Origin of the sequence: Paenibacillus sp. F411, from assembly GCF_017582705.1 — a bacterium.
GTDB lineage: Bacteria > Bacillota > Bacilli > Paenibacillales > Paenibacillaceae > Paenibacillus_AQ > Paenibacillus_AQ algicola.
Genome location: NZ_JAGFIP010000010.1, coordinates 84,114 through 101,087, shown reverse-complemented (window position 1 = coordinate 101,087; position 16,974 = coordinate 84,114). Strand labels below are relative to the sequence as shown.

The following is a 16,974-nucleotide window of genomic DNA, read 5'->3' as shown; positions in this document are numbered from 1 at the left end:
GAGACATATTCCCTGACCTCAATCCGGCCCCCTGCATCCCGCTTGCCTGCTGCAATCCCCGGTCCTATCACCCTTAAAGAGATTTAGTTATGGGCAAAGAAAATCAGCTGCACCAGAAAGAGTACGGCAAATACATAGACGAAGGGGTGCACATCCCTGAACTTGCGCTTTGCGATCTTCATGACCGGATAAGAAATGAAGCCGAGCGCAATCCCGTTCGCGATGCTTGACGTCAGCGGCATGCTGATGATGACCAGAAACGCCGGAAAGGCTTCCTCAAAATCATTCCACTCGATGTCAGACACACTGCGAATCATCATGCAGCCGACAATAATCAGGCTCGGTGCCGTAATAGCCGCTACCCCTGACAGAGACCCGATCAGCGGGCTGAAAAAGGCAGCGACCCCGAATAAGGCCGCCACCGTCAGTCCCGTAATGCCGGTCTTGCCTCCGGCTCCAACGCCGGCCGCCGATTCTACCGTCGCCGCTGTCGGGCTTGTGCCCAGCATGGAGCCGACCATGGTGCCGACGGAATCGGCAGCAAACGCACTTCCCGCTTTCTCCAGCCTGCCTTCACGCAGCAGTCCTGCCTGCTTCAGAATGGCCAGCATCGCCCCTGTGGTATCAAACAGCATCACCAGCAGAAACGAGAATACGACACTGTATAAGCCGTATTCAATAACCTGCTGTACCGACGTCACAGGATTGAAGACTAGAATTCCCTCTGGCAGCCTCGGCAGTGAGACCAGCCCCTGATCAAAGTGAAGCTGACCTGTGAACCACGCAATGATACCGGTCAGGATCATCCCGACAAACAGCGCCCCCTGCACATTCAAAGCGAACAGCGCAATCGTGATCGCAATCCCGGTCAGCGTCAGCGCTACCCCTGGCTCGGTGAAGTCTCCTAGCGTAACGAGATTACTCTCATGATCCGCAATGATGCCGGAGAGCCTCATGCCGATAAAGGCAATGAACAGCCCGATGCCTGCAGCGATCGCATGCTTCAGATTGTCGGGGATCGCATGGATCAGCCGCGTCCGCAGTGAAGTCATGGAGATCAGCAGAAATATAATACCCGACACAAAAACGGCCGAGAAGCCGACCGTGTACGGGATATCATGACCGCCTACGACAGAGTACGTAAAATAAGCATTCAGTCCCATCGCCGGGGCGATGACGACTGGATAATTGGCGAACCAGGCCATAAACATCGTTCCGATTACTGCGGCAGCAATGGTGGCCGTAAAGCTCTGATCAAACGGCACACCCGCGTCCTTCAGAATCATCGGGTTGACAATGATAATATAAGCTACGGTGAGAAACACCGTCAGGCCCGCGACCATCTCGGTCTTGAGCGTTGTATTTCGTTCCTTCAGTCTGAACCTGTTGTTTAACATAGATGCATTCCTTCCGCCTGTGATTTCCTCATTGTAGAGCAATACACAGGAAAGTTACAACGCTGGCGTATAAAAAAAGCCGGAGCTCCCATCGGGACGCTCCAGCTTATCTTTTCCGGCAAGGCCGGGATCTAATCAGGCCTGCTCCTTGACAGCGGCCCCTTCCTCATAAGGAGCCTTGCCAGGCCAGAAGGCGCGGCGGCCCAGCAGGGTCGTAATGGCCGGTACGAGGAACGGACGAACGATAAAGGTGTCCAGCAGGACGCCGATCGCAGTAATAACACCGAACTGCACGAGCACCTGAATCGGCAGCGTAGCCAGCACGGCAAAGGTTGCCGCAAGGATCAGGCCGGCCGAGGTGATGACCGAGCCGGTTTCATGCACACCCTCGCGGATGGCCTGCTTCAGCGGCATGTGCCGGCTTTTTTTCCAGATGCTAGAGATCATAAAGATATTGTAGTCTTCGCCCAGCGCAACCAGGAATACGAAGGAATACAGCGGAATGGAGCCTTGAATGGCTTCGGCTCCCCAGCCGTAATGAAGCACGAGCCAGCCCAGTCCAAGCGCCGAGAAGTAGGACAGGATGACGGTCAGCACCAGATACACGGTAGCTACGACAGAGCGTAAATAGAGGAGCAGCAGCAGTGTAATCATGCCGATGACGACCGGAATAATAATCCGGGTGTCGCGGTCACCGATCAGCTCGGTATCGTATTGCACCGCCGTTTGCCCGGACACCCATACCTTGGAGGCCGCGTCCTGGATGCCAGCCTCGGTCAGTGCACTCTCGGCGAGACTGCGAATGTCGGGAATCAGATGCATGGCCTCCAGATCATACGGATTCATGGCCAATTCCACATCGACTGCCTTAATATTCGGATTCTCCGCTCCTTCTGCCGGCTCTCCTGCCTGGCTGACGAAGGACTGGGATTCCAGGATGCCCTGAATATTGATTTCCTGGCCTTCTGTATCCAGCATCACTTTGACGGGAGCGAGTTCACCAGGTGTAAATTCCTCGGCAATAATGCTGAAGCCTTCCCGGGAAGGCATATCCTCCGGAAATGAGGACAGAATGTCATACGTAAATTTCAACTGCGGTGTAAAAGCGGCAAGACCGCCGAGCAGGACGACCCCGGTCAGGACAACCGTCCAGGGACGGGTGGTCACCAGGCGTCCGATCCAGTTGTCCGACTGGACCTTGCGGTGCTTGACCGGCTTGTTTCTGCGCTTGGCGCGCTCTTCTTCCATCGCCGGCGTCCGCGGGACGAACGGGAAGAATGAGGCGCGGCCCAGAATGGCCAGCAGCGCCGGCACGAGCGTCAGACTGGCAATGAACATAATCAGAATCGCCAAGCTGAATGGAATGGCGAACCGGTAATAGGCGCCGTATTGGGCAAACAGCAGCGCCAGCATGGCAATGACGACGGTGATGCCGCTCATGGCAATGGCGCCGGAGGACTGAGTCATCGCCCGGAACAAGGCGCCGCTCTTGCTCTCCTCTTCCCGCAGATCCTGACGGAAACGGGAGATGAGGAACAGGCAGTAGTCTGTGCCTGCGCCGAACAGCAGGACCGTCATAATCGCAATGGCCTGGCTGTCAACCGTAATCCAGCCCTCGCCGGCCAGAAAGCCCAGCACGGGACTGATGACGCCATAAGCGAAGCCTACAGCCACGAGAGGAATAAGGGCCAGAATCGGTGAGCGGTAAATCAGCAGCAGGATGACGAGCACGATGAGCACGGTCGCAATCAGCAGCGAGACATCCGCATCCTCAAACAAGCCGGTGGCATCCACCGAAATTCCGGCAGGACCAGTTACCCGGGCGGAGAGCTCCTCTCCTCCAAGGCTCTCCTCGAACGGATTGGCTCCGGCGATGTCCTTCGTCAGCTCCTGGATCTGCTCCAGGCCTTCTTCCGTCTCCTTCGCCCCTGCCGATTCTTCAAAGAATACAGGGGTCACAAGGCTGCTGCCGTTCTCCGACAGCTGCTGCTTCAGTGCCGGCAGCGGCAGCTTGTCAAAGGGGATGACCTCCGGCAGCTGATAAGGCACCGGACTTGCCGACAGCTTCCCATACAGCTGCTGAATGACGCCGAGATCCTCATCCGTCAAGCCGCCGGTCCGCTGCCATACGAGCAGCGCCGGAACCCCTTCTCCGCTGGGGAACTCGCGCGCGGCAACCTGATCTGCCTGCACGGACAGGCTGTCCTCCGGCAGATTCGGTGCATTGTTGGTTTCCTTTTCGTTGACCATCGGCCAGGCCATGCTCAAAATAGCAACCAGGGCAATCCATACTAAGAGTGTAATCCATTTGGTCTTGGGACCAGCCACCCATCGGCCGAAGCCATGCTCTTTCATTTCCTTATTCTCCCTTCTTTCTGGCGCTTTTACGCGCATTTCAGCTTCGTGCACTTGAAAAAGGCACGCGGTTTTGTCAAAATCTTGTTTATAGCCGCTTTTTCGGGTTTCACCCGGGAATAACGAGTTTATTATCTCGCTAACAAGGCAGCTCTCTAAGCTGAAATTAATTATATATACCGGAAGGTTAATTATCAAATCCAATATAAGATTGTGCAGAAAGAAGGATCCAGCTATGTCATCCAATCTCCGATCTCCCGGCAGGCCCAAGCGGAAGAATCAGGAGCCGTCGGTGCAGGAAACCGTATTGATCAAAGCCTCTATGCTATTTATGGAGCTTGGTTATGAAGCCGTGTCCTTGCAGCAGATTGCCAAGGCCTGCGGGATTACGAAGGCCTCGATATATTACTATTACAAGGGAAAGCCCGAGCTGTTTACTGCGGCACTGACAGCCGTCATGCACCGGGTCAGCCAGCGCACCGCGGCTCTTCTAGATCAAGAAATGTCTTTGCGGGAGCGGCTGATCCTGCTGGCCGAAACCAAGCTGAGCCGGCATCATGCCGATTTCGAAACCATTATGAGAGAAGCCCGCTCCTCGCTGTCCCCAGAGCAGCTGAACGAAATCCACCGTGCCGAAGACGGCATTCACGATATTCTGGCCGAGCATCTGCGCCGGGGTATGGAGTCCAAGGAGATCCGCGACATGGACCCCCTGCTCGCGGCTCATGCGATCTCGTCCGTGCTGATGGTCGGCAACCGTGAAATTGCCAAGGGCACGCCCGCTCCCCAGCTGGCACGGGACATTATTGATATGTTCTGGCTGGGACTGCAGCGCTAAGAAGCGTTCAGCAGGCTTACCCGGTCAGAAACTGCAGCGCCTGTGAAGAAACCTGAAGCTTCGCAGGCGTATCCAGATACTTCTCCCCGTCCATATCCGCCTTCATGGGCTTTGCGGTCGAAAGAGCAACACGGGTGGCCTGGAAATAAGAAATGCTCTCATCTCCCGGACGCCACTCCTCCTGATTCTTGCGGCTGAGCAGCTCTTTAAGCAGGGGCAGCCCGGCCTCGCGAATGACCATCACATCGAGCTTTCCGTCTTCCAATGCGTTGTTCGGGAACGGTAAAGGCTGCGTGCCCAGAAAACGTCCATTGGACACATAAATCATAACCGCCTCATCCTCCAGGGTACCGCCCTCCCATTCCAGCCTGTAGCGGAACGGCTCGGCAGAGCGCACGGTCTGCAGGGTACTGATGAAATAGCTGATTTTGCCCAGCGCTCCTTTCAGGCCGGAGGAGATGTTATCGGACGCTTCCGTAATAAGGCCAATACCGTAAAAATTAGTGAAGACCCGATCCCCTGCTACGCCCAGATCCACATAACGGCGGCGGCCTTGAAGCAGCTGCTGAGCCGCCAGCAGCGGGTCCGGCGGCAGATTGAGCGACCTGGCGAAGTCGTTGCAGGTGCCTGCCGGTAGGATGCCGATCAGCGGCGGCGCCTGCAGACGCGCAAGGCCATTAATACACTCATGTACGGTGCCGTCACCGCCCATAATGAACACCAGATCAAACTCCTCTCCCCGCTCCTTGCATACCTGCTCCCCGTCACCGGGCTTCAAGGTCTGATAGAGGAGAAGCTCCCGGACGGCCGGAGCAAGAATCGCACTCACACTGCCTAGCAGCCCGGCCCAATCCTGCTGTCCCGCCTTCCCGTTATAAATCAGCATCGCCCGATTGTACATGTGAAACACTCCTTTACCGATATGTACATTGTCACATGCAAGACATATTGCTATTCTTTACCCTTGAAGAGCCTTCTATTAATCAAGCATGTCAAGCATTAGGGGGCTGACCTATACAGTAACTTATTGCGGCATAGGGGTTTCATTTTGTTTTGGCCAAAATCTCTCTTGTCCTATGGTATGATGAGACCAGATTCTATCCTAAAAGGTGGCTTTGCCATGAACTATAAGCATATTAAAGTTTTGATTCTGGTCATTCCCACGCTGACCATTGCGATCTGGGAGTTTGTGCGCCACGAATATCTGCTTCCCTATATTTCCATGGAGCTCGGGAACTGGCTGGCACCGCTGCTCGTCTTTCTCGTCAGTGTAACCCTGCTCCTGAAGCTGTTTCAGCGCATGGAGCAGCTGCAGGCACAGCTTCGTGAGGAGCAGTCGGCCAAAGCCGCGCTGCAGGAGCGCGAGGCCGTAGCGCGGGAGCTTCATGACGGCATGGCCCAGTCGCTCTTTCTGCTTGGCGTCAAGGTCGACAAGCTGAAAGCCGCCGAAACGGAGGCCGCCGCTGCAAGCTACCCCGGTCTCCACCAGGTCACTCAGGAGCTGAACGATTATGTCAGGCAGGCCATCAGCAGCCTACGTAAGGAGCCGGAGCATGAAATGTCAAGCTGGCAGGACTCCCTTCAGCGGCTTATTGTCCAATTTGAGGAGGAGCATGGCATTCCGGTCATCATGGAATGGAGCATTCCAGAGGCTTCCTTGAGCGTCAAGGAGAAGGTGGAGCTCTACTCCTCGGTGCGGGAAGGCCTGCAGAACATTCGGAAGCATGCCGAGGCGAGCGAGGTCTATGTGCAGGGCTTGTCCACACCGGACGGAGGCTGGCGCGTAGCGATCCAGGATAACGGACACGGCATGGATGCACAGCAGCTGGAGGACCCGCGTCGCTTCGGCCTGCGAATTGTCCGCGAGCGCGCCAGACAGCTGGGCTGGGGCATGAACCTCGCTCGGCGGGAAGGCCGGACGGTGCTGTCCATCACGAGCAGCAGGGAGGACCTCTGATGCAGCCGATACGAATTCTTATCGCAGACGATCACCGCCACGCGCGGGAGGGCATGCGCGAGCTGCTGGAGCCGGAGCCGTCATTCGAGGTCGTTGCCGAGGCACAAACCGGGCAGGAGGCCCTGGAGCATACCGCTGTCTACATGCCCGACGTCATTCTGATGGACATCAATATGCCAGGCATGTCGGGCCTGGAAGCCACCCGTCAGATCAAGAACAATTACCCCTACGTCAAGATCATCATGGTCACCGTTTCTGATGATATTACCGATCTGTTTCAGGCCATCAAGCAGGGCGCCCAGGGCTATCTGCTGAAGAACATTACGCCAGGAGCCTGGCTGGAATACGTCAGAGCCGTTGCGCTTGATGAGGCGCCGTTGACCCGTGAGCTGGCCGTACAGCTGCTGAAAGAATTCTCCACCCGGCCGCCGGCCAGTGAGCGTTCTCCGCTGACCCCAAGGGAGCAGGAAATTCTGGAGCAGGTTGCCAAAGGAAAAAGCAATCGGGACATCTCTACGGAGCTGGTGATCTCCGAGCACACCGTCAAGAACCATCTCAAGAACATTATGCAGAAGCTCCATCTCGACAATCGGGTTCAGCTGACCCGCTATGCGTACGATCAGGGCTGGGTGAAATGACTCTTTCGAGCTATACCCACCAGCCCCCCTTTCCTCTAGGATGGATAGAAAAACCGGCCGGAGGAAAGGAGGCTTTCTCATCATGCAGTTTCTCCGCCCAGGCACGGTGCTCCGTGCCTTTTTGCTGTTTACGGTTATGGCTGCAGTCCTGCTGCCGCTGGGAATGTCCGCTGACGCGGAGGAGAGCCCCGTTCCGCTTCAGCCGCTCCTGGATCAAGCTCAGCCCGGGCAGATCCTTACCCTGGAGCCAATCACGTACAGCGGTCCTGCTGTGATTGACAAGCCGCTTACGCTGCAGGGCAAAGATGTCAAGATCGTGAACGAGACCTCGGAGCCCGTCCTGACGCTTCTCTCCAGCGGAATTAACCTGGAGGGGATGAACCTAGTCCATTTACACCGGGACCCCGCTATTCCGGCGGTGCTGCTGCAGCAAATTTCAGAGAGCAGGCTGTCTGGCCTCACCATCAAGACACTGGGGGCTGGTGTAAATCTGAGGCAGGCGAAGGACATTACACTCCGGGACATGACCATTCTGGGCAGCCAGCAGCCGGGGTCTTCCCGGGGCAATGCCATGGATTTGCTGGACTCCAGCGGCATTACTATTACCGGCAGCGACATTCAGCGAATGCAGGATGGCATTTATGTGGAAGGCGGAAGCTCTCTTTCCCTGGTGGACAATGAGGTATCCGGCTCCAGGTACGGCTTTCACCTCATGTTTACGAAGGATTTGGAGCTGCTGAATAACCGGGGCTTCGGGAACATCACAGGCGCCATGGTCATGAGTGTCCGTCAGGCGAGTATTCAGAACAATCGCTTCGAGAAGCAAAGTCAGAACGTGAATGCTCAAGGGCTGCTGCTCTTTGAGGTGTATGACTCCACCATTGCCGGCAATATCGCCGAGGGGAATCGGGTCGGGTTCTATATTCAGGGCTCGGAGAATAACCGGCTTCTATCCAATGAGCTGCGGAGCAATTTTATCGGCATCCAAATGCTGAGCTCGGCAGACAATGTGCTCCACAACAACACCTTGACCGCCAATGTCGTGGCCGCTCAAGCCGTGGATAGCAGCGGTAATACGTCAGACGGTAACTACTGGGACAGTGCACCGACGCTGGATGTGGACGGTTCAGGCTTCAGCGGCCTGCCGTACTCGGTAAATCCCTTCTTTCTGCAGATTTCCGGTCCGGTGCCGCCCTTCCAGCTGCTGTTCCAGTCACCGGGAATGCCCGTGCTGGAGCAGCTGTTCCAGAGTGGCGCAGAGACGTGGCTGAGGGATGCTGCCCCATTGCTGGAGCCGCCTGCGAGCAGGAATGCTGAAGGAGAAGCAGAAACCGGCGTGCTGCTGTTGTCGCTGCTGCTCTTGGGAGTCGGATCTGCCACTATACTTAAATTCAGGAGGTTCTCGTCATGAGAAAAATAACATGGATCGTATTTGCAAGCCTGCTGCTACTGCTTGCCGCGGGCTGCGGCAGAGAGGAATATGCCGCTGTCCCGATTGATGAGCAGGTCGATAAGTGCCCGGTCTGCAATATGCAGGTCAAGGATAATGCCTACGCGGTTCAGCTCCAGCTAAAGGATTACAGGACGATAAAGTTTGATGATCTCGGCGATCTGTACGTGTGGAAGCAGGAGCATGGCACCGAGGACATCGGAGCCCAGTTTGTTCGCGATTATTTCACACTGGAGTGGCTGCATTTGAAGGATGCTTTTTATGTTTATGATGATGGCATCCGTACCCCAATGGCGTTCGGCATGGTATCGTTCAAAGACGAGCCGAGTGCCGAGCGGTTTATGCAGGAATACGGCGGCGGAACGCTGTTAACGGCGGTGCAGCTGGAGGAGCATGAATGGAAGTCCAACATGGATATGATGGAGGACATGCACGGCAGTCAGCAGCATCAGGGGGAGGAGAAGCACGGAGATGGCCAGGCTGAGCAAGGCGGGGGTCATGAATAAGCATCAGCCGGAGGATTTTCTAAGCCTGAGAGCGGCGTCCGCGATGGCTTCCCGGGAAATCAAGCTGGGCTTTCGCAGCGCATGGGCTTACTCCTTCATGGCTCTGTTCGTCCTCCTCAGCCTGGCTTTGCTGCTGATCCAGCAGCAAAGCTCCGGAGGGTACACCGGGACGACCGGGGCTGTGATGAATCTGATCCTGTATCTGCTTCCGCTCATGGCGTTGCTGCTCGGCTCCTTCTCTATTGCAGCAGAACGAGAAGAGGGGGGCTGGCAGCTTCTCTCGACATATCCCATCAGCACCTGCGGATATGTCACGGGGAAATTTGCAGGCACACTGGCTGTCCTGCTAATCATTGTTGCGGCCGGCTTCGGCCTTTCCGGACTGGTCAGTTTTCTGGTGACACAGACATACACCTTTAGCACCTACATCCTGTTTCTCACGTTCTCAGCTTGTCTGATTGTTTCTTTTTTGAGCCTGTCTCTGCTGATCGGCGCCCTTTCCAGCAATCGCTGGCAGGCCTTGACCCTCTCGGTCGCCGTCTGGTTCCTGCTCGTGCTGGGCTGGCCCACCTTGATCATTGCGGTGCTGGGGATGCTGCCCTACCTCTGGATCAAGCCGGTTCTGATGACACTGGTCTTTCTGAATCCTGCCGAGCTGTCCCGGCTGTTTCTCGTCATCAAGCTGGGCGGCGGAGCGGTGCTCGGTCCTGAATATTACAAATGGGTCGGCTTGATGGCTCAGCCGGAGGGCACCCTGATCTTCTTGAGTGTCAGCACAGTATGGATGGTGCTGCTGCTGGGCCTGTCTGCCTGGATCATGCAAAGGAGGCGAACCCATGTCTGAAACAGCCGTATTGCAGCTAAAGCAGGTCTCCAAGGTCATCAAAGGGCAAACCCTGCTCCAGCCGCTCCATCTAAAGCTTGAAGCCGGCCGAATCCTCGCACTGTGCGGCGGCAACGGCGCGGGCAAAAGCACGCTGCTCCGTCTGGCCGCCGGATTGTCCTCCCCCAGCAGCGGCACGGTATCTGTGCTGGGCATGAATTGGAAGCGGCAGTTCAAGAGATGCGCCGCCAGTATCGGGTACATGCCGGATGATTTTCAGTTCGGCGAGGCGCTCACGGCTTACGAGACGCTGTCCTTCTACGCCTCTCTCCGGGGCGCAGCGCCGGCCAGAGTCCACGAGCTGCTGGAGCGGACCGGGCTCCGCGAGGTGAAGGACCGGAAGGTCGCGGCCTTTTCCAAGGGCATGCGCCAGCGGCTGCTCTTCGCTCAGGCCCTGCTCGCGGCACCGCCCTTGCTGATCCTGGATGAGCCGACGAACGGACTCGATCCCTACTGGATGAACGCCTTTGCCGAGCTGGTCTCGCAATGTGCCTCTGAAGGACAGAGCGTGATCTTCTCGACGCATCAGCTCAATGTGGCGGAGCAGTCGGCGGACGAGGTTATTTTTCTGGATGCCGGTCATGTCCGGTACCAGGGCGCGGCTGCACCGCTGAAGGAGCAGTATGCACAACAAGGCGGATTGTACGGAGCGTTCGCGGACCTGGTCATGAGCAAGGCCGGGAGCTCCCGGCCAGCTGCAGCACCATAACATCAAAGGGTCCCGGGCAGGATGAGAAGCTTCTCTCCTTTGCCGGGACCCTTTTTGACTTGCGTGTTCGTCAGCCTGCCTGCTGCTTCTCGCTGAATTGGCTGTTGTAAAGATCGGCATAGAAGCCTTCCTGGGCCAGCAGCTCCTCATGGCTGCCCTGCTCCACAATGCGTCCCTTGTTCATGACGAGAATCAGGTCGGCATTCTTGATTGTGGACAGGCGGTGGGCGATGACAAAGCTCGTTCGGCCCTGCATGAGCTGCTTCATCGCTTTTTGGATATACAGCTCGGTTCGGGTATCCACACTGCTGGTCGCCTCATCCAGAATGAGAATGGACGGATTGGACAGGATCGCTCTCGCGATAGTCAGAAGCTGCTTCTGTCCCTGCGAGATGTTGGAGGCCTCCTCGTTCAGCACGGTATCATAGCCGTCCGGAAGCGTCCTTATAAAATGATCCGCATGCGCAGCCTCTGCCGCCGTCACAATATCGTCCTCACTGGCGCCTTCCCGCCCATAAGCGATGTTGTCCCGGATGCTTCCATTGAAGAGCCAGGTGTCCTGAAGCACCATGCCGAACAAGCCGCGCAGCTCACTGCGCTTCATGTCGGTAATGTCGGTGCCGTCAATCGTAATCGCCCCGCCGTTCAGCTCGTAGAAGCGCATGAGCAGGTTGATGAGGGTTGTTTTTCCGGCTCCGGTTGGCCCTACGATCGCGACCATCTGGCCTGGGGCTACAGACACATTCATATCCTCGACCAGCAGCTGGTCCGGCTTATAGCCAAAGGCCACCTGCCGGAATTGTACCTCGCCCCGGACCGGTGCAGCCGTCTGCTGCAAGCCTGCCGCCTCCGGAATCTCTTCCTCTTCATCCAGCACTTCGAATACGCGTTCTGCGGAAGCAATCGTGGACTGAATCACATTCGCAATGTTCGCCAGCTGGGTAATCGGCTGGGTAAACTGACGGGAATATTGAATAAAGGCGAGAATATCGCCGACCGTGATGGAGCCGCGCGTCACCAGAATGCCGCCCAGAATGCTGACAATGACGTAGCCGATGTTGCCGATAAACATCATCAGCGGCATAATGACCCCGGAGATAAACTGGGCTCTCCAGCCGGCCTCATACAGCTTGTCATTGACCTTGTCAAATTCCTGAATGCTCTGCTTCTCACGGCCGAACGCCTTCACCACACGATGCCCCGTGTACATCTCCTCCACATGGCCGTTCAGTTGGCCCAGATGCTTCTGCTGGTCTGCGAACTGCTTCTGGGAACGCTTGGCGACGGAGATCGTGACGATCACGCTGAGCGGCAGCGTCAGAATCACGACCAGCGTCATCAGCGGGCTGATCCAGAGCATCATGACGATGACCCCGACCAGGGTCACGAGAGATGTAATGAGCTGTGTCAGGCTCTGCTGCAGGGTGCTGGCGATATTGTCCATATCGTTCGTCACCCGGCTGAGCGTCTCCCCGTGCGAGCGGGCGTCAAAATATTTCAGCGGCAGGCGGCTCAGCTTATGGTCCACTTCTTCCCGAAGATCATACACTGTGCGCTGGGCAACCCCTGCCATCACGTATTGCTGGATATAGGCGAATACGGAGCTCAACAGGTACAAGCCTCCCAGCCAGAGCAGAATCTGCTGGAGTGCGGCAAAGTCAATGCTGGCTGCCGGATCTCCCTGAATCGCCTTCCAGCCATCAAACAGGACATCGGTCGCTTCGCCCAGAATTTTCGGACTGAGGATGCCGAATAAGGTGCTGAGCAGCGCCGCCGCCAGCACGAGCAGCAGCTTGCCCCGATGCGGCTTCAGATAGCCGGCCAGCCGCCGGAAGGTGCCTTTGAAATCCTTGGGCTTCTCGACAGGCATACCCGGTCCGTGCGGTCCGCCTCCGAAGGGACCGCCCCCGCGGGGATGTCCACCGCCCCGGGGATGCCCTCCGCCATGAGACGAGGCGCCTCCATGAGGAGGTCCGCCGGCATTCTGGCTGCGGATCTGTTGTTCTCCACTCATGCGATCTCCTCCTCTGACAGCTGGGATGCTACAATCTCACGGTACACACTGCTGGTCTCCATAAGCTCCTGATGCTTGCCGATGCCGGCGATTTGGCCTTCCTCCAGCACGATGATGCGGTCCGCTTCCATGACCGTGCTCACCCGCTGAGCTACAATCAGGACGGTAGACTGTGTGGTCTCCTGCTTCAGCGCTGCGCGCAGCCGGGCATCGGTCTTGAAGTCAAGCGCGGAGAAGCTGTCATCAAACACATAGACCTCCGGCCGCCGTACCAGTGCCCGCGCAATAGACAGACGCTGCTTCTGCCCGCCGGAGACGTTGCCCCCGCCTTGGGTGATCAATCCCTCGTAGCCGCCTTCCATGGCGGATATGAATTCATCGGCCTGTGCAATCTCGGCGGCACGGGCCACCTCTTCATCGGTGGCGTCTTCTTTTCCGTAGCGAATATTCTCGGCAATCGTGCCTGTGAATAGCAGAGCCTTCTGCGGTACATACCCGATGGCTTCCCGAAGCTGCTCCTGGGTGAGCTGCCTGACATCCACCCCGTCCAGGCTGACTGTGCCTGAGGTCACATCGTAAAAGCGCGGAATCAGGTGAATGAGCGTCGATTTGCCGGAGCCTGTGCCCCCGATAATCGCCGTTACCTCGCCGGGATTGGCCTCAAACGTAATATTGGATAATGCCGGCGCTTCAGCACCGGGATAATAAAAGGTGACGTCCTGAAACGTAATCCGGCCCTTCCCCTTCTGTGCCGGGGCCGCAGTCTTCGGATCCTCAATGTCAGGCTGCATTTGCAGCACCTCGTTGATCCGGACTGCGGATGCCTGTGCGCGCGGGATCATGACGAACATCACAGACAGCATGATCAGCGAGAACATGATCATCATCGCATACTGCAGGAAAGCCATGAGATCGCCGACCTGCAGGTACCCGTCCTGAATGCGTGCCCCGCCAAACCAGACAATGGCGATGGTCGCCATATTCATGACCAGCATCATGACCGGCATCATGGCGCCCATGATTTTGTTCACCCGGATCGACACCTGGGTCAGATCCTCGTTGGCCTCCTGGAACCGGTTCTCCTCATACTGGACGCGGTTGAAGGAGCGAATGACGCGCATGCCGGTCAATCCCTCGCGGGTGACCCGCCCGAGGGCGTCGATTTTAACCTGGATTTTTTTGAAGAGCGGAATGCCTTTGGAAGCAATCAGAAAAATCGCCAGACCCAGCACCGGCAGCACAATCAGCAGCACCGTAGTCAGTCCCGGATCGCGCGAAACGGCCATCAGGATGCCTCCGATACACATGAGCGGCGCCAGCACCAGCATTCGCAGAATCATGATCGTCACCTGCTGCACCTGATTGATGTCGTTCGTGGTGCGCGTAATGAGCGAGGCCGTGCCGATGCGGTCAAATTCCTGCAGCGAGAAATTCTCGACGTGGCTGAACACGTTCTGACGTAAAATTTTGCCGAGACCTGCAGCCGACCTCGCCGCCAGATAGCTGGCTGCGATGGAGCAGAGCACGCCTCCTGCCGCAATCGCGAGCATGATCCCGCCAACGCGCCAGATCAAGGCGATATCGCCGGTCACCACGCCCTTGTCCACAATATCTGCCATCAAGGTTGGCAGAAACAACTCCGATAGCGTCTGCAGGAACGTAAATAACAGCACCAGCAGCACAGCTCCCCGAAACGGCTTCATGTATCGTAATAAGCTCAGCATTCTCTATTCTTCTCCCTTCGCTTCAGATCCCGGCGGTGGAGGCGCTGCCTCGTGCTCGGTCCAATAGATGTATACTTTCGTGAGCAGGCGGGCGAGCTCCGCGCTCTCTTCGCGGCCCAGGTACTGCACGAGCCCTTTAAAATGCGCCCGGAACGCCTCATGCGCCTGATCCGCAATCTGCTGCCCCTCCTCCGTAAGCTCCACGCGCACCGCGCGGCGGTCCTGTGGATCCATAATGCGGGTTACGAGGCCTTTTACCTCCAGGCCATTGATGAACTGGGTAATCGTCGGGGACGTCACGCCCATCCGGCTGCTGATCTCGGACACCTTCAGGCTGTCTGTTTCCTGCATGGCTGCATGAAATTTCAAGGTCATCAGCACCTTGATTTCACCGGCTGTATAGCCGCCAAGGGACATCTGCTCCCACGGCCGCTTGCGAAACAGCCCAAATGACTTCATCAGCTGCCGCGCTGCCTCACCCCAGCCATCCTCCGGCTCCTCGCCGCAAGGAGCCTGGAGGTCAGGCGCCTCACTGCAGGGAGGCGCCTGCGTGGGCGAGGGCTCCTGCGATTGCGGGAGCTCCTGCGATTGCGGAGGCTCCTGTGAGAGCGAGGGCTCCTGCGTGAGCGGGGGCTCCTGCGATTGCGGAGGCTCCTGCGTGAGCGGGGGCTCCTGCGATTGCTTAGGCTCCTGCGGGAGCGAGGACTCCTGCGATTGCGGAGGCTCCTGCGGGAGCGAGGGCTCCTGCGATTGCGGAGGCTCCTCTATGCTCGAGGAAGGGGTGTCCGTGATAGGCTCATCGGGAGTGCTGTCGCCTTCGTTTTCCCTTTCGTTCAACGGGCGACCCCCTTTTCCATTGCTGCTCTTATAGTCCTCCGTCCGTGGAGGTCGATGAAAATCTGCCATGCCACACCTCGCTTCTTATGCTTATTCACTCCATTTTGATTACGTCTCGTTCATGGTGGCGGTGCACCGGATGATGCTTCGCGTGATGGCTTAGTAGATGACGGGCTCCTCAGTGATGATAGTTTGTCTGACAACGGTGTAATTGATGACAGTAGCTCGCTGTAAAACTAATAATATGTCAGTCGCTCTCTTTACATAGCTTTCTAATTAATTAGGTAACCTAAATATATACTTGAGGAAAGTGTGAAGTCAAATGGATGCGCCTGCTCACATTCGTCCCTAGTTTTGGGCAGCGTGAGGCTGAATGTGTTCGGTTTTTCGCGTTCGTTGGGCGCGGGGGCGGGCGGCGGGCGCAACGAGTTCGGTTTTTCGTGTTCATTGGGCGCGGGGGCGGGCGGCGGGCGCGCGCAACGAGTTCGGTTTTTCGCGTTCATTGGGCGCGGGGGCTGGCGGCGGGCGCAACGAGTTCGGTTTTTCGCGTTCGTTGAGCGCGGGGGCGGGCGGCGGACGCATCGAGTTCGGCTTTTCGTGTTCGTTGGGCGCGGGGGGCGGGCGGCGGGCGCATCGAGTTCGCTTTTTCGCGTTAGTTGGGCGCAGGGACTGGCGACGCGTGCATTGTGTTCAGTTTTTCGCGTTCATTGGGCGCGGGGGCGGGCGGCGGACGCATCGAGTTCGGTTTTTCGCGTTCGTTGGGCGCGAGGGCGGGCGGCGGACGCATCGAGTTCGGTTTTTCGTGTTCGTTGGGCGCGGGGGGCGGGCGGCGGGCGCAACGAGTTCGGTTTTTCGCGTTCGTTGAGCGCGGGGGCGGGCGGCGGACGCATCGAGTTCGGTTTTTCGCGTTCATTGGGCGCCGGGGCGGGCGGCGCACGCATTGTGTTCGGTTTTTCGCGTTCATTGGGCGCGGGAACAGGCAACGCACGCAACGAGTTCGGTTTTTCGCGTTCATTGGGCGCGGGGGCTGGCGGCGGGCGCAACGAGTTCGGTTTTTCGCGTTCGTTGAGCGCGGGGGCGGGCGGCGGGCGCAATGAGTTCGGTTTTTCGCGTTCATTAGGCGCCGGGGCAGCAGGCGCACGAATCCAGTTCGGTTTTTCGTGTTCATTGGGCGCGTGGGCGAGCGGCGGGCGCATCGAGTTCGGTTTTTCGCGTTCATTGGCCGCGGGGGCGGCCAGCGGACGCAACGAGTTCGGTTTTTCGCGTTCGTTGGGCGCGGGGGCGGCCAGCGGGCCCAACGAGTTCGGTTTTTCGTGTTCATTGGGCGCGCGGGCGGGCCGCGGACGCATCCAGTTCGGTTTTTCGCGTTCATTGGGCGCGGGGGCGAGCGGCGGGCGCATCGAGTTCGGTTTTTCGCGTTCGTTAGACGCGCGGGCGGGCGGCGGGCGCATCGAGTTCGGTTTTTCGCGTTCATTGGGCGCGGGGGCGGGCGGCGGACGCATCGAGTTCGGTTTTTCGTGTTCATTGGGCGCGGGGGCGGCCAGCGGGCGCAACGAGTTCGGTTTTTCGCGTTCATTGGGCGCGGGGGAAGGCCAGCGGGCCCAACGAGTTCGGTTTTTCGTGTTCATTGGGCGCGCGGGCGGGCCGCGGACGCATCCAGTTCGGT

At 57.8% G+C, this 16,974-nt stretch carries 14 protein-coding genes; 7 read left to right on the top strand and 7 right to left on the bottom strand.

Annotation, left to right across the window (positions count from 1 at the left end):
• Positions 1–83: 83 nt before the first annotated feature.
• Both JJQ72_RS12035 and JJQ72_RS12030 read right to left on the bottom strand, forming a co-directional pair.
• Positions 84–1,397, bottom strand: coding sequence for an NCS2 family permease (locus tag JJQ72_RS12035; RefSeq protein ID WP_138227342.1), 1,314 nt, complete (start codon positions 1,395–1,397; stop codon positions 84–86).
• A 135-nt stretch (positions 1,398–1,532) separates the two neighbouring features.
• Entirely contained in the window at positions 1,533–3,752 is a 2,220-nt protein-coding gene (locus JJQ72_RS12030; protein WP_208203822.1) for an MMPL family transporter, read from the bottom strand.
• Between the two features lie 235 nt (positions 3,753–3,987).
• Between JJQ72_RS12030 and JJQ72_RS12025 the strand changes: the two genes are divergently transcribed.
• Positions 3,988–4,590, top strand: a complete 603-nt coding sequence (locus tag JJQ72_RS12025) for a TetR/AcrR family transcriptional regulator (protein WP_138227344.1) — start codon at positions 3,988–3,990, stop codon at positions 4,588–4,590.
• A 16-nt stretch (positions 4,591–4,606) separates the two neighbouring features.
• Here JJQ72_RS12025 and JJQ72_RS12020 read toward each other — a convergent pair whose 3' ends face one another.
• A complete protein-coding gene (locus JJQ72_RS12020; protein WP_138227345.1) occupies positions 4,607–5,491 on the bottom strand; it encodes a diacylglycerol/lipid kinase family protein in 885 nt (294 codons plus the stop codon).
• A gap of 219 nt (positions 5,492–5,710) precedes the next feature.
• Here JJQ72_RS12020 and JJQ72_RS12015 point away from each other — a divergent pair, with 219 nt between their 5' ends.
• The 6 genes from JJQ72_RS12015 to JJQ72_RS11990 all read left to right on the top strand — a co-directional run bounded on the left by JJQ72_RS12015 (position 5,711) and on the right by JJQ72_RS11990 (position 10,733).
• On the top strand, positions 5,711–6,547 hold the full coding sequence (locus JJQ72_RS12015) for a sensor histidine kinase (RefSeq protein ID WP_208203821.1): 837 nt from the start codon (positions 5,711–5,713) through the stop codon (positions 6,545–6,547).
• On the top strand, positions 6,547–7,185 hold the full coding sequence (locus JJQ72_RS12010) for a response regulator (protein WP_208203820.1): 639 nt from the start codon (positions 6,547–6,549) through the stop codon (positions 7,183–7,185). Before JJQ72_RS12015 ends, JJQ72_RS12010 begins: the two co-directional genes overlap by 1 nt.
• A gap of 82 nt (positions 7,186–7,267) precedes the next feature.
• Positions 7,268–8,596, top strand: coding sequence for a right-handed parallel beta-helix repeat-containing protein (locus JJQ72_RS12005; protein ID WP_208203819.1), 1,329 nt, complete (start codon positions 7,268–7,270; stop codon positions 8,594–8,596).
• Positions 8,593–9,141, top strand: coding sequence for a nitrous oxide reductase accessory protein NosL (locus JJQ72_RS12000; protein WP_208203818.1), 549 nt, complete (start codon positions 8,593–8,595; stop codon positions 9,139–9,141). The genes JJQ72_RS12005 and JJQ72_RS12000 overlap by 4 nt, the downstream gene beginning before the upstream one ends.
• Positions 9,107–9,985 (top strand): ABC transporter permease, encoded by an 879-nt coding sequence (locus tag JJQ72_RS11995; RefSeq protein WP_347880746.1) that lies wholly within the window; start codon positions 9,107–9,109, stop codon positions 9,983–9,985. Before JJQ72_RS12000 ends, JJQ72_RS11995 begins: the two co-directional genes overlap by 35 nt.
• On the top strand, positions 9,978–10,733 hold the full coding sequence (locus JJQ72_RS11990; RefSeq protein ID WP_208203817.1) for an ABC transporter ATP-binding protein: 756 nt from the start codon (positions 9,978–9,980) through the stop codon (positions 10,731–10,733). The genes JJQ72_RS11995 and JJQ72_RS11990 overlap by 8 nt, the downstream gene beginning before the upstream one ends.
• A 70-nt stretch (positions 10,734–10,803) precedes the next feature.
• On the opposite strand, the gene JJQ72_RS11985 is transcribed toward JJQ72_RS11990, so the two are convergent.
• The 4 genes from JJQ72_RS11985 to JJQ72_RS11970 all read right to left on the bottom strand — a co-directional run bounded on the left by JJQ72_RS11985 (position 10,804) and on the right by JJQ72_RS11970 (position 16,936).
• Positions 10,804–12,747: an ABC transporter ATP-binding protein gene (locus JJQ72_RS11985; protein WP_208203816.1), complete on the bottom strand. Its 1,944-nt coding sequence runs from the start codon at positions 12,745–12,747 to the stop codon at positions 10,804–10,806.
• Positions 12,744–14,471, bottom strand: coding sequence for an ABC transporter ATP-binding protein (locus JJQ72_RS11980; RefSeq protein ID WP_138227352.1), 1,728 nt, complete (start codon positions 14,469–14,471; stop codon positions 12,744–12,746). Before JJQ72_RS11980 ends, JJQ72_RS11985 begins: the two co-directional genes overlap by 4 nt.
• A 3-nt stretch (positions 14,472–14,474) precedes the next feature.
• Entirely contained in the window at positions 14,475–15,308 is an 834-nt protein-coding gene (locus tag JJQ72_RS20540; RefSeq protein WP_243896045.1) for a MarR family winged helix-turn-helix transcriptional regulator, read from the bottom strand.
• 704 nt (positions 15,309–16,012) lie between these two features.
• Positions 16,013–16,936: a hypothetical protein gene (locus tag JJQ72_RS11970; protein ID WP_208203815.1), complete on the bottom strand. Its 924-nt coding sequence runs from the start codon at positions 16,934–16,936 to the stop codon at positions 16,013–16,015.
• Between the last annotated feature and the right edge of the window lie 38 nt (positions 16,937–16,974).